This is a genomic window from Pseudomonas sp. Pseusp18 (genome assembly GCF_059506005.1).
In genome coordinates this window covers 4746329-4759156 of sequence record NZ_CP169240.1, presented here as the reverse complement: position 1 = coordinate 4759156, position 12828 = coordinate 4746329, and the positions used below count along the sequence as shown (strand labels likewise).

10 protein-coding genes and 1 pseudogene are annotated in these 12828 nt (G+C 60.9%); 8 read left to right on the top strand and 3 right to left on the bottom strand.

Going from position 1 to position 12828, the window contains the following annotated elements; genetic code table 11:
- Window positions 1-92: 92 nt before the first annotated feature.
- The 6 genes and pseudogenes from ACEN9A_RS21145 to ACEN9A_RS21120 all read left to right on the top strand — a co-directional run.
- The gene (locus ACEN9A_RS21145) at window positions 93-1049 is read left to right on the top strand and encodes a TauD/TfdA family dioxygenase (protein ID WP_018925146.1); all 957 of its coding nucleotides are present in this window, start codon (window positions 93-95) and stop codon (window positions 1047-1049) included.
- Between the two features lie 57 nt (window positions 1050-1106).
- A complete protein-coding gene (locus ACEN9A_RS21140; RefSeq protein WP_258670396.1) occupies window positions 1107-2363 on the top strand; it encodes an ATP-grasp domain-containing protein in 1257 nt (418 codons plus the stop codon).
- A complete protein-coding gene (locus ACEN9A_RS21135) occupies window positions 2360-3556 on the top strand; it encodes an ATP-grasp domain-containing protein (protein ID WP_258670393.1) in 1197 nt (398 codons plus the stop codon). Before ACEN9A_RS21140 ends, ACEN9A_RS21135 begins: the two co-directional genes overlap by 4 nt.
- Complete coding sequence (locus ACEN9A_RS21130; protein WP_258670390.1) at window positions 3553-4338, top strand: SDR family oxidoreductase; 786 nt, start codon at window positions 3553-3555, stop codon at window positions 4336-4338. The genes ACEN9A_RS21135 and ACEN9A_RS21130 overlap by 4 nt, the downstream gene beginning before the upstream one ends.
- A complete protein-coding gene (locus ACEN9A_RS21125; protein WP_018925150.1) occupies window positions 4335-4970 on the top strand; it encodes a LysE family translocator in 636 nt (211 codons plus the stop codon). The genes ACEN9A_RS21130 and ACEN9A_RS21125 overlap by 4 nt, the downstream gene beginning before the upstream one ends.
- A gap of 155 nt (window positions 4971-5125) precedes the next feature.
- Window positions 5126-5323: pseudogene (locus ACEN9A_RS21120) on the top strand (IS4 family transposase); the annotation flags it as partial.
- Window positions 5324-5376: 53 nt separating this feature from the next.
- Here ACEN9A_RS21120 and ACEN9A_RS21115 read toward each other — a convergent pair.
- Window positions 5377-5601, bottom strand: a complete 225-nt coding sequence (locus ACEN9A_RS21115; RefSeq protein ID WP_007898912.1) for a hypothetical protein — start codon at window positions 5599-5601, stop codon at window positions 5377-5379.
- Window positions 5602-6593: 992 nt separating this feature from the next.
- Here ACEN9A_RS21115 and ACEN9A_RS21110 point away from each other — a divergent pair.
- A complete protein-coding gene (locus ACEN9A_RS21110) occupies window positions 6594-6917 on the top strand; it encodes an SEL1-like repeat protein (protein WP_081628185.1) in 324 nt (107 codons plus the stop codon).
- 175 nt (window positions 6918-7092) lie between these two features.
- On the top strand, window positions 7093-8457 hold the full coding sequence (locus ACEN9A_RS21105) for a DNA recombination protein RmuC (RefSeq protein WP_169342498.1): 1365 nt from the start codon (window positions 7093-7095) through the stop codon (window positions 8455-8457).
- Window positions 8458-8642: 185 nt separating this feature from the next.
- Here the strand turns inward: ACEN9A_RS21105 and ACEN9A_RS21100 are convergent, their stop codons facing one another.
- Together ACEN9A_RS21100 and ACEN9A_RS21095 are read right to left on the bottom strand one after the other, a co-directional pair.
- Window positions 8643-12113, bottom strand: a complete 3471-nt coding sequence (locus tag ACEN9A_RS21100; RefSeq protein WP_258670386.1) for a hybrid sensor histidine kinase/response regulator — start codon at window positions 12111-12113, stop codon at window positions 8643-8645.
- A 164-nt stretch (window positions 12114-12277) separates the two neighbouring features.
- Window positions 12278-12817: a TetR/AcrR family transcriptional regulator gene (locus ACEN9A_RS21095; RefSeq protein WP_258670384.1), complete on the bottom strand. Its 540-nt coding sequence runs from the start codon at window positions 12815-12817 to the stop codon at window positions 12278-12280.
- Window positions 12818-12828 lie beyond the last annotated feature (11 nt).

The window sequence follows — 12828 nt, the reverse complement described above, 5'->3', positions numbered from 1 at the left end:
CTGATCCTGCCGTTGGGGATGTTTATCCGACGAACCAAGGCGTTCGCCCATCAGCCGGACCCCAAGGTCACCTCATACCTGAACCGCAAATCATGAGCGTCATGGCCATGGATGTTCAGGAGGCTTCATTGGTACAGGTGGTGGTCGTCAATGATCCCGACCTGACCGGGCTGGAGGGCTGTCGCGTGAGGCTGGCCGAAACGCCGCACTGCGCTGAGAGTGTGGGAGCAGTCGGCGGGGATTGGCTCGGCACAGTGTTGGGCCGGGACATCGTCGAGGCAATTCGCGCATTTCCTGACAGCCCGCACAAAGCGCTGCTCATCAGAGGCATTTCGCTCTCTACGGACGTCGCGACGCCGCGCAATGGTTTCCTGCCCAACGCCGAGTGTGTTCTTGACTTCGATCTGCTGCACTTTGGCATGTTGTGGCTGCTGGGTGTCAGGCCGCATGCAGTCGAGTATGAGAACTTCGGCAAGCTGGTCAGAAACGTCGTTCCGGTTCCGGAGGCCGCGGGCACCACCAGCTCTTGGGGCGCGGATGTGGAGTTTTTCTGGCACACCGACAATCCCAACTGGCCCTTCGCCGATCAAAGCCGAAATGTCGCGACCGCGGTGCCGAACTTCTTGGCCTTTACCGCCGTGCGCAACTTTGAAGGCGCCTCCACCGACATTGTTTGTGTGGATCATGTCCTTTCAAAGCTGCCCGGCTGGGCGATCGCCCAGTTGCAGAAGTCTGCCTACACCTTTGGTGCCCCTGCCTCCAACGAGGGCTTCGATGGCCAGCCGAGGGTGCTGCCGGTGCTGGAGCACGATGAGGGCGGTTATCGCCTGCGCTTTGACGATGGCATCGTGGCCGCCCTCGACCTGGACAGCGAAAAGGCACTTGGGCTCCTGCGCCAGTGCCTGCGCGATGCCCAGGGTATAGAGGTGGTGTTGCAACCAGGCGACTTCTTCATTTTCAAAAATGCCCGCGTGCTGCACCGCCGCAAGGCGTTCCAGCCTCTGCTCAACGGCAAGGCGCGCTGGCTGCGCCGGGTGTACGGCAGTTGAGCCTTTGCTTCAAGAACCATCACACAACAAACATCACAGTAGACAGGGAGTTCATGCATGAATAAGCGTATCGCAGTAGTCGGTGGTCGTCCCTCGCCCATTCATGGTGCCAAGGAGCTGGGCATCGACGTAGTGCTGGTGCATCAGGAGGGTGACTACGAGCAGGAAATCCTCGCCCATTGCGAGCAGGTGGTGCATGCCAGGATTGACGACGCCGAGGCCATCATCAAGGTCCTCGAGCCCCTGCACCGCGACCGTCCGTTCGATCGCATCATGACCACTACCGAAGTGGCCGGCGAGTCAACGGGCAAAGTGGTCGATCACTTCGGCCTCACCGGGGTTTCCTATAAGACTGCGCGCCTGCTCAAGGACAAAGTGGCCATGCGCGAGTTGCTGGTCGAGCACAACCTGAGCCCGGTTGCCTATCGCCATGTCACCCGTGCGCAGGATGCCGTCGCGTTCGTCAAAGAGCATGGCAAGTCGGTTCTCAAGCCCGCCGAAGGCGTGGCCAGCCTGCATATACATCCCTGCGATGACGCAGCCTCTGCTTCCAAGGCCTGGCAGGCGCTTCAGGATGCCGACGTCAAGCACATTATCATCGAGGAGTACCTGGAGGGGCCGGTCGTCAGCGTCGACTCCTTCTCGTTCAAGGGGCGCCACCTTCCCATTGGTTACTCCCAGTACCGCATGAACGACAAATATGTTGAGTGGGAAGTCAGCACGCCGAGCACCGAGGCCAGGAAATGGCTGAGCGAGCTGAAAGAAATGACCTGCCGCCTGCTCGACGCCGTAGAGCTGGAAGAGGGGCCCTCTCATAGCGAGTTCGTGCTGACCCCCAAGGGGCCTCGTGTACTCGAATCCCATGCTCGCCTGGCGGGCTCGGGTGCCCCTGAACTGGTGCGGCGTGCGTTCGGCCTGGACCTGAACCGCATGTTCCTGACTGTGCCGCTGGGTATCGACACTCTGCCGGATGTGTCGCCCGAGCCGAAAGCGGGTGCCGCGATCCAGTTCTTCGTACCGACACCTGGCAAGGTCAGAAAGGTCGAGCTCGATCTCAAGCCTGACGTCGATGTGCGCCATACCAAGTCAGGCGAGACTCCACGGGTGTTCTTGCCGTTCCTGTTCGAACTGGGAGCAGCCGAGCGTGCCGTAGTCATCCAGAAGCATGAGGGCGATACGATTCCACCGCTCGACACCGTTGCCGACTGCGTTTCAGGGTATGTCCTGGCAACTGGCACCTCGCGCGAGGATGCCGTGCGTATCGGTGACGAACTGGTGGCGGCGGTCAACTTCATCGTGGATCCCACGGCATGAAATATGTCCTCTGCTTGCACCGTTGGGTCGGTAGCCAAGCGCTATACGACCGATACGAACTGCCGGCAGGAATGCAGATTCGGGCGATCTGTACGCCCGAATCCTGCGCGTCCCTGCCAAGCGAGCGCCTGGCGTCAAGCTCGGTGCTCGTCTCACTGGACGATGCTGAGGCGGTCATGGCTGAGGCCGAGCGTCTGGTCGAGCAACATGGGGTTCCAGCGCTGGTGGTTGCCCTCAATGAGGGCGACCTGCTCAATGCGGCTTCTATCCGTGAGCGATGGCAGGTACCGGGAGATCTTGTCGCGTGGACCGAGCGGTTCCGCGACAAGCTCACCATGCTGGAGGTCGCAGGCCGGCAATCGTCGATCGGCGTGCTGCCCGCGTCGCCTGCTGATTCCCGCGAAGCGGTGGAGCGACTGGCCGCTGAACACGGCTATCCGCTGGTGCTCAAGCCGCGCTACGGCACGGCGAGTCGCGGCGTAAAGTTTCTTCGTGGCCCAAGGGATCTTGATCAGATCAGACAGGCCACGGAGCCGATGATGGTCCAGGCTTGCTGCGCGGCCCCCATCCTGCACGTTGACGGCTGGTGGGATGGGCAACGGATTGTGGTAGTCACGGCGTCGCGTTATGTGAACAGCTGTGCCGATTTCGGTCCGGATAGCCCGCTGGGCAGTATCGAACTCGAGGAGGGCGACGACGAACGGCGGATTGCGGGGCGCGTCGAACAACTGCTGGCAGTCTTCGCGCCTGAGCGAGAAATCGTCTTCCACCTCGAACTGTTCGACCTGGATGACAAATTGCTGTTCCTGGAAATCGGTGCCCGGGTCGGTGGCGCCGAAATCCCGTTCCTCTGGCGAGAGGTTAGGGATATCGACCTGCTGGGGATCGCTTGGGAAATCCAGACCGGGGCGTCTACCCGCTACCGGGACCTTGCGCGCAGCCTTAGCAAGGAGGGCAGGCCATTGCACCGCGAGCGGGGGGCATGGGTGATCGCCCGCCGCAACAGCTCGCCGCGTGAAGGCTTGGGTACCCTGTACTGGGCTCAACCGCAGAACCTGGATCGCTTCGCCAGCGGTGTTTATGAGGGCGCTGGCACGCGCCTTCGTCTGCGCAGCTTCGATCGTCCCGCGCTGGTACGTGACGTGGGGAAGATTTTCGAACAGTTATCCGAATCATGGGGAGCTCAATCTTGAAAACAGCAGTTGTTACCGGTGCAAGCAGTGGCATTGGCGAGGCATGCGCTCGTACCTTGGCCAGTCGTGGTTGGCGGGTATTCCTTGTGGCGCGCAGGGGGGATCGGCTCGAGCAGATTGCCGGCGAAACCGGCGGACGCGCCATTGTGCTGGATGTGACACAAGCGCGAGAGGAGGACTTGGTGCAGGTTTCCGAGTGCGATCTTCTGGTGAACTGTGCGGGCGGGGCGATCGGCCTGGATGGGGTAGACGCGGCCAGTGCCGAGGACTGGACGAACATGTTCAACAGTAACGTCCTTGGGACTTTGCGGATGACCCAACTGCTATTGCCTAGGCTCATCGCGTCCCAAGGGTGCATCATCAATATCACCTCAACGGCTGCGCTAGCCGGTTATGAGGGGGGAGGCGGCTATTGCGCGGCCAAGAGTGCCCAGCGCGCACTGACCCATTCCTTGCGACTGGAGATGAAGGGTATACCGGTGCGCATCACCGAAGTGCTCCCCGGCATGGTGCATACGCCAGAGTTTTCCTTGAATCGTTTTCGCGGCGACGCCGAACGGGTCAGTGCCCTCTACAAGGATGTCGACCGGCCTTTGAGCGCGGACGATGTCGCCCAGGTCGTGGCTTGGGTTGCCGATCAGCCCGCACATGTCAATGTCGATGAAATCGTGGTTCGGCCAGTGGCACAGCGTGCTCAGCATGCGCTGTTCCGCGGCAGCCTCGGCTGGTTCGAGCCGCAGCGGGCCGACACATCCCCTTTGAACGATGGAGCACGCCAATGATGGCGCTGGAAAGCCTGGCCGGTGTGGCCATCATCTCCTTGGGCATGGTGCTGACACCGGGTCCCAATATGGTCTACCTGACCTCGCGGGCGATTTCCCAGGGGCGGCTGGCCGGGATGATTTCGCTGGCGGGTGTGGCGCTAGGCTTCGTGTGCTACTTGTTGGCGGCGGGACTGGGACTGGCCGCTTTGTTCAAGGCAGTGCCAGTCGCCTACGATGTCGTCAGGATCGCAGGCGCATTTTATCTGGGCTATCTGGCCTGGAACATGCTGAAGCCCAGGGGGAGTTCCCCCTTCGAGGCGCGGGAGCTGCCACCTCACTCGCGGAGACGGCTGTTCACCATGGGGCTTGTGACGAACCTGCTGAATCCGAAGATTGCGCTGATGTATTCCGCGCTGATCCCGCAGTTCATCGACCCTTCCGCAGGATCTACCTTCCAGCAATTCATCCAGATGGGGCTGGTACAGATCACCATTGCCGTCACCGTGAACGGCATGATCGTTCTCGCCGCCTCCCGGGTCAGTGGATTCCTGGCCAAGCGACCTTCTGCCATGCGCACCCAACGCTGGGTGTCCGGGACTGTCCTGGGCGTCTTCGCGGTCGATATCCTGCTGCGCAAACCGCTCACCTGATAAGGAGCGAGTGTTTCGCCTGACCGTAATGCTGTTCACTTGAGTATTTGAGCCTCAGCCGGACTTCCTCGAAAATCCGATGCCAGACCTCTGGCGTCGGATTTTTATGGGTGCGCCAGGCATGGGCGTAATCTTGTGCGTAGATCCGGCGGTTGTGCGGGGACATTGCCATGCAACTGATCGTGATGGCCGCGGCCAACCCGATTTCAGGTACAGGCAGATGATTGGCAGAGTTGAGAACCGGTATCGGAGGGGTGTTTCTGGATCACCGTCCAAGGCCTTCAAGGCCTGGGACGGTGAAAATATCAAAGCCCCGGTTTCCAGTGGACCGTAAGGCTGCTCCGCTTAAGTGAACAGCATTACGCTTTTCAGCAGGGCTTTTGAGGTTTTCAGCCTTTCTGGCGTCTCAGGCAACCAGTGCCTGGCGAGTACGCTCGATCACTGCCTGCAGCGGCTCGGCGCTGGAGTATTGATCGGGGTACAGGCGTTCGCTGTGACGAGCGATGCCGTGTTCGTTGACCAGAGTGAAGCTGAAGCAGCCTTTGCGAGCGGCCATGATCAGGCAGTTCATTGGTGCAAAAGCGTTGGTTAGGGTGCGAATGGCATCCTGAGTGTGGATTTGAGTAGACATAATCGGGTGTTCCTACAAGCGACACGGATAAGAGCCGTGCAAAATTAAAACGTTCCAGTGACGACGACCACCATTGGTCGAACGAAGAACCCGACTGGAACAAAGCAGCCAGTTTGAAGCGCTGATAAGTTGGCGCGCTTGGGCTGGCAGGTAGGTACTTAGGAGGGCAGGCAACACATCAGGGGCAAAGGTTCTGGGCCCGGGGTGAAGATCCTGATCAATTTGCAGGTTGGTTCGGTCAGAGTAAGTGAACTTCGCAACACCCTTTGCTTTCGATTCAAAGGCTGTGTTGACGCAAGATTTACCTGGAAACCATCGAGGTGGTCGATCCCGCTTTGTCGGTGAAGGCTTCTCTCAGGGAAGGCTGACCGGGGGGATTTGTTCGACCAGAATTGACTTTCAGCTTGGTACTAACGCCGCGGATACTAACGGATTGAATGGCCGAAGGGAAGCCTGCTCGCAAAAAAACACTGAAGTGCCGGCCGACCACATCCGCAAGTGCTGTCGGAAAATGTCATCGGCCGACACGTGCCCCGCAATCGCCCAAAAAACGGCCGTTGATCCGAGAGGGCGATCGAGCCAGGATCAATCTGTGGCGCGGGTTGCGGGGTTTATCCCCAGGCGTTACCGTAAAAACGCGCCGAAAAAGCGCACCGATATAACCGCCTCGCAGGTACTTGTGCACATTAGTTGCACGCACTGTCATCCCACTGTCATCCTCGCTTCACCGAGGGTGGGTGCCTGTAACGAAAATTTAAGTCAATGAAAAACATCGCTTTTTTTTACTGGTGAAAAAATCGTCAGTTTGACTGCGAGCCCCATTCCACACGGCTTTGCGCGACTTCAAGGGCGGTTGTCCACTGAGTTATCCACAGCTTCTGTGGATTGTCCCGAGCGCTTGCTCTAGGACGGGCGTGCAGGCTTTTTTCGACTTTACCTGTGCGAAAAAAAGAGTAGAGTGGCGCGCCTTCCGATTTGCCCCACAGTGCTTTATGAAGTTTCGCTCAGTACCAGTCTCTGCTGCCTCAGCACCCTCCAGCATTAACCCACCCAAGCGCTTTTCGATGCGTGTGGCCGAGTGGCTACTGGACAGCCCGCGCCTGGGCGAAAACCCCAACGTCAAACACTTCGCCGGACGTTTACTCAAGCAACCTGCCCGTGAAGGCGTAGTGGCCGCGCAAAGCCGCCTCGGCCAATTGATGTGCCGCGAATGCGGGAATGCCCGGGATCGCCGTATTGGCCAGGACCTGTTGCGCCAGGCTGCGCGCGCCGGGGACCGACGCGCCCAGCAGGAACTCGGCCTGATCGAAGACTGAGCTGTCCAAGACCTGACGCCTTGGTTAACCTTCACGCTTTATCTAATCGGCAGGAGTGGCTATGGCGATGGACTTGACCAGCGCATTGCTGGGGCTGGCGGGCGCTGCACTGCCGTTGCTGGTACTGGCCTGGCAACTTCAGCGTCGGGCGAGTACGGGGCAGGCCGAACTGGCATTGCTGGAAGAGCGCCTGGCCATGGCCCAGCTGACGCAGGATGGCTTGAACGCCCAGCTCGACACCTGCCGTGATGAAGTCGCTGACCTGAGCCAGGCCAACGCCGCCAAACAAGCCGATCTGGCAGCCCTGCGCCGTGAAGTCGAGTTGCTGCAGATCGAACGCGACGATGCCCGCGACGCAGCCCACGCCTGGAACATCGAACGTGCCGGCAAAGAAGCTGAGTTGCGTCGCCTGGACGCTCAGGCTGCCTCCCTCAACGCCGAGTTGCGTGAGCAGCAGGAAAGCCATCAGCAGCGCCTCAACGACCTGCAAGGCTCGCGAGACGAGCTGCGAGCGCAATTCGCCGAGCTGGCGGGCAAGATCTTCGACGAGCGCGAACAGCGTTTTGCCGAAACCAGTCAGCAGCGTCTGGGGCAATTGCTCGACCCGTTGAAGGAGCGCATCCAGTCATTCGAAAAACGCGTCGAGGAAAGTTACCAGGCCGAAGCCCGCGAGCGCTTTTCCCTGGCCAAGGAACTGGAGCGTCTGCAACAACTGAACCTGCGCCTGAGCGACGAAGCCACCAACCTCACCCGCGCCTTGAAAGGGCAGAAAACCCAAGGCAATTGGGGTGAACTGATTCTTGAACGGGTGCTTGAACACGCGGGCCTGGAGAAGGGGCGCGAGTACCAGACCCAGGTCAATCTAAAGGGGCCGGACGGCGAGCGATTCCAGCCGGATGTGATTATTTACCTGCCTGGCGACAAGCAGGTCGTGGTCGATTCCAAGGTCAGCCTCACGGCTTATCAGCAATATGTGGCCGCCGAAGACGACGGCATCGGCCAGATCGCCATCAAGCAGCACGTGCTGTCCCTGCGCAATCATGTCAAAGGCCTGGCCGGCAAGGACTACAAGCGGCTCGACGGGTTGCACAGCCTGGATTTCGTCCTGCTTTTCGTCCCGATCGAAGCGGCGTTTTCCGCGGCGTTACAGGCAGAGCCGACGTTGTTTCAGGAGGCCTTCGACCGCAACATCGTGATCGTCAGCCCGACCACGTTGCTGGCCACTTTGCGGGTCATCGACAGCCTGTGGAAGCAAGAGCGCCAGAGCCAGAACGCTCGGGAAATCGCCGAGCGCGCCGGATGGCTGTACGACAAGTTCGTGTTGTTCATTCAGGATCTGGATGAGGTCGGCAATCGCTTGCAGCAACTGGACAAGGCCTACAGCTCTGCCCGCAATAAGCTGACAGAAGGCCGTGGCAACCTGGTCAGTCGCAGCGAACAGCTCAAATTGCTTGGCGCGCGGGCCAGCAAGAGCTTGCCGGCGGACCTGCTGGAGCGGGCCATGACGGATGTCGATGGCTTGGCCGAGTTGCCCGAATAAGCCATCTTTTACGATGGCATCTGTGGCGAGGGGGCTTGCTGTGGCGAGGGAGCTTGCTCCCGTTGGGCTGCGCAGCAGCCCCCGTTTCCCGTAAAGCAATCCGCGTTGCGTGTTTTGCGACTGCTGCGCAGTCTAGCGGGAGCAAGCTCCCTCGCCACAGGTTCTGGGCTAGCCAGACGCATTTATTACAACGGCAAATGCCGACTCAACAACGCTCGCAACGCTGCCGGCTTCACCGGTTTGGCCAGGTAATCCAGGCCCGCTGCATGCACCTGGGCCACGGTCTCCGGCCGTCCATCGGCGCTGATCACCACCCCCGGCACCGGCTCGCCCAATTGCGTGCGCAACCACGCCATCAAGTCGGTTCCGGTCTCGCCATCGTCCAGGTGGTAATCCACCAGCGCCAACTGCGGCCGCATCCCGTCGTTGAGCAGCGTCGCGCATTCATCACGGTTGCGCGCGGTCCAGACCTGGCAACCCCAGCGCGTGAGCAGGCTGTTCATGCCGATCAGAATGCTGTCCTCGTTATCGATGCACAGCACCTGCGCGCCGCCGAGCAAATGGCCATTGAGTTCGGCAACCTTGGCCGGCACCGCGGCTTGTGCCCGAGCCAATGGCACGCTGACACTGAATACACTGCCGCGTCCCGGCCAGGAGCGTACGCGCAAAGTGTGACCGAGCACGCGGCACAGTCCATCGGCAATCGCCAGTCCCAGGCCCAGGCCTTTCTCGGCCCGGGTCTGGTGGCTGTCGAGGCGTTTGAACTCTTCGAAAATCACCTGTTGTTTGTCTTTCGGAATACCCGGTCCACGGTCCCAGACCTCCAGGCACAGCTCGCCGTTGCGCCGCCGAACGCCGAGCAGCACGGGGCCTCTGGCGTAGCGGAAGGCATTGGTCAGGAAGTTCTGCAAGATCCGTCGCAGCAGTTTGATGTCGCTGTCGACCCGTAGCGTGCTGCCCCGGACGCGGAATTTCAGCCCCTGTTCCTGAGCAAGTGCCTTGAACTCGGCCCCCAGCGTGTCAAACAACTCATTGAGCACGAAGGGCTTGCGATCAGGGTTGATCTTGCCGCTTTCCAGGCGGGAAATATCCAGCAGATCACTGATCAGGTCTTCGGCCGAACGCAGTGAGCTGTCCAGGTGATGAACCAGCTTCTGCGCTTCGCTGGACAAACCCTCTTCCTGATGGGAGAGGGCGGCAGAGAACAGCCGCGCGGCGTTCAGCGGTTGCATCAAGTCATGGCTGACGGCGGCCAGGAAACGGGTTTTCGACTGGTTGGCCGATTCGGCGGTGCCCTTGGCTTCGGTCAGGGCAAGGTTGAGTTGCGACAGTTCGTGGGTCCGTTCGGCGACCCGCCGCTCAAGGCCTTCATTGGCTTCGGTCAGCGCCTGCTCGGCTTCGCGGAACGCGGTGATGTCGGTGAAGCTCATGACGAAACCGCCGCCGGGCATCGGGTTGCCGATCAGCTCGATCACTCGGCCATTGGGGAATAGTCGTTCGGAGGTGTGGGCGCGGCCCTGACGCATCCAGTGCAAGCGGCGGGCGACATGCACCTCAGCTTCGCCGGGGCCACACAGGCCGCGTTCGGCGTTGTAGCGAATGATGTCGGCAATCGGCCGGCCGACGCTGATCAAACCGTCGGGGTAGTTGAACAGCTCCAGGTAGCGCCGGTTCCAGGCCACCAGTTTCAGCGACTGGTCGATCACGCTGATGCCCTGGGTGATGTTCTCGATGGCGCCTTGCAGCAGGGCGCGGTTGAATTGCAGCACTTCCGAGGTTTCGTCGGCGATCCGTACGACGTCCTCCAGTTGCATTTCTCGACCTTCGATGGCTGCTTTTACCACCGCCCGAGTCGAAGAGGCACCGAGTACACCGGCCAGCAAGCGTTCGGTATGGGCGATCCATTCACCGTCGGCGTTCTGGTTCGGGTTGAAACCTTTGCCCTGGCGGTAGGCGAAACGGATGAAGCTCTGACGGGCCCGTTCTTCGCCGACAAACCGGGCAGCCAGTTGCAGCAAGTCGTCGATCTGTACCGCCAGCATCGAGCGGGCGCTGGGGCGGGGGCTGATTTCCTGGCCGATGAAACGACCGGCCTGCCAGTGCTCCGAAACCCGCGTGCGTGACAGCACCGAGACCCAGGCGAATAAGGTGAAGTTACCCGCCAGGGACAACACCACGCCTTGAGTCAGCGGCGTGATCGGCAGGTTCAGCGGGTTGCTTTGCAGCCAGGCCAGGCCCGGAAAACTGCTCAAGGGCAAGCCGAGGCTGTTGGCGGCAACCGGCAACACCAGGGTGTAGAACCAGAGGAATGTCCCGGTGGCCAGCCCGGCGAACACGCCACGGCGGTTAGCCTGTTTCCAGTACAGCGCGCCGAGCATGGCCGGGGCCAGTTGGGTCACGGCGGCGAATGCTATCTGGCCGATGGTCGCCAGGCTCGCGGTCGAGCCCAGCAGGCGATAGCTGACGTAGGCCAGCAGCAGAATGACCACGATGCTCACCCGGCGCACCGAAAGCATCCACTGGCGGAACACTTCGAATGGCCGTTCAGCGTTGTTGCGCCGCAGCAACCATGGCAGCAGCATGTCGTTGGAGAGCATGGTCGACAGCGCCACGCTGGCGACGATCACCATGCCGGTCGCCGCCGAAGCGCCGCCAATGAACGCCAGCATCGCCAGGGCAGGGTGAGATTGGGCCAGAGGCAGGCTGATAACGAATGAGTCCGGCAGCACCGAACTGGGCAGCAACATCTGACCGGCCAGTGCAATCGGCACCACAAACAGCGCCGCCAGCGCCAGATACGTCGGGAACACCCACTTGGCCAGGCGCAAATCCTGGGGGTCGATGTTTTCCACCACGGTCACATGGAACTGCCGGGGCAGGCAGATGATCGCCATCATCGCCACACCGGTCTGCACCACCATGGACGGCCAGTTGATGGTTTCCTTCCAGTACTCTTCCAGGCGCGGGGCGAGCATGGCCTGGTCGAACAGGTCGTCGAAACCGTCGTACAGGCCGTAGGTCACGAACGCGCCGACCGCGAGAAAAGCGAACAGCTTGACCAGCGATTCAAAGGCAATCGCCAGCACCATGCCGCGGTGGTGTTCCGTGGCGTCGAGGTTGCGGGTACCGAAAACGATGGTGAACAGCGCCAGCACCAAAGATACGATCAGCGCCGTGTCCTGCGCGCGCGTGCCCATGGCGTCGGCGCCGGCGCCGATCAACAGGTTCACGCCCAGCACGATGCCCTTGAGCTGCAAGGCGATGTAGGGCAGCACGCCGACCAGGCAAATCAGCGCGACGACTACCGCCAGGGACTGGGATTTACCGTAACGGGCGGCGATGAAGTCGGCGATGGAGGTGATGTTCTCCTGCTTGCTGATCATCACCATTTTTTGCAGGACCCACGGCGCGCACACCAGCAGCAAGATCGGCCCGAGGTAGATCGGCAGGAAGGACCAGAGTTGTTCGGCCGCCTGGCCCACGGCGCCAAAGAACGTCCAGCTGGTGCAATAAACCGCCAGCGACAGGCTGTACACCCAGGCACGCACCCGTGGCGGCAACGGCGTGCTGCGACGGTCGCCGTAAAAGGCGATGGCGAACAGGATGGCCATATAGGCCAGGGCGACAGTGGCGATCAGCCCGGTGGACAGCGACATGGTAACTCCAGACAAAAGACATCCGGGACTGTGCCCGATCCAGACAGTCTCGCATGACCGCCTGAGTTAGTCAGTGTCGACCAAGGTCGTGGCGTGGCGGGGTGTCGCAGGTTGGCAGTCAGTTGGATTGCTGGAGTCTTTTCGGGCCTCTTCGCGGGCAAGCCTCACTGACTCAACGCAATATCGATCAGCCGATGCAACTCTTCAACCTCCAGCGCCTGCGCCGCAAACAGGATGCGAAACACCGTCGGTGCCACCACCATATTGATCAGCCGGTCGACACTTGGCCGTGGTTGATCGGGATAGCGATCCAGAATCGTCTGCAACTGCCCGCCAATGATCGTCACGCAATAGCCCGGCGTGGCGCTGGATTGCACGTCGCGCATCATGTTGCGCCCGGGTTCGGAACTCATTTCATCCAGATACTGCTCGGCCCAAGCCCGCACGTCCCCGCGCAAGCTGCCGGTATTGGCCGGCTCACTGTCGGGGCGCATGCGGGCGAGGGCGACATCAGCCAGCAGTGCTGACAAATCACCCCAGCGCCGGTAAATAGTCGACGGCGTCACCCCGGCCCGGGCAGCAATCTGCGGCACAGTCACGCAGGCGCGGTCCTGCTCTTGGAGGAGCGTGCGGACAGCCGAATGAATCGACTCTTGAACCCTGGCACTTCTGCCACCAGGGCGTAAACCTTCTTTAATAGCCATGCGGCGGACCT

Excerpts from the sequence above, each read along its gene's own strand:
- ACEN9A_RS21145 (WP_018925146.1), top strand. The coding sequence starts at position 93 with ATGAGCGTCATGGCCATGGATGTTCAGGAGGCTTCATTGGTACAGGTG.
- ACEN9A_RS21140 (WP_258670396.1), top strand. The coding sequence starts at position 1,107 with ATGAATAAGCGTATCGCAGTAGTCGGTGGTCGTCCCTCGCCCATTCAT.
- ACEN9A_RS21135 (WP_258670393.1), top strand. The coding sequence starts at position 2,360 with ATGAAATATGTCCTCTGCTTGCACCGTTGGGTCGGTAGCCAAGCGCTA.
- ACEN9A_RS21125 (WP_018925150.1), top strand. The coding sequence starts at position 4,335 with ATGATGGCGCTGGAAAGCCTGGCCGGTGTGGCCATCATCTCCTTGGGC.
- ACEN9A_RS21115 (WP_007898912.1), bottom strand. The coding sequence starts at position 5,601 with ATGTCTACTCAAATCCACACTCAGGATGCCATTCGCACCCTAACCAAC.
- ACEN9A_RS21110 (WP_081628185.1), top strand. The coding sequence starts at position 6,594 with ATGAAGTTTCGCTCAGTACCAGTCTCTGCTGCCTCAGCACCCTCCAGC.
- ACEN9A_RS21100 (WP_258670386.1), bottom strand. The coding sequence starts at position 12,113 with ATGTCGCTGTCCACCGGGCTGATCGCCACTGTCGCCCTGGCCTATATG.
- ACEN9A_RS21095 (WP_258670384.1), bottom strand. The coding sequence starts at position 12,817 with ATGGCTATTAAAGAAGGTTTACGCCCTGGTGGCAGAAGTGCCAGGGTT.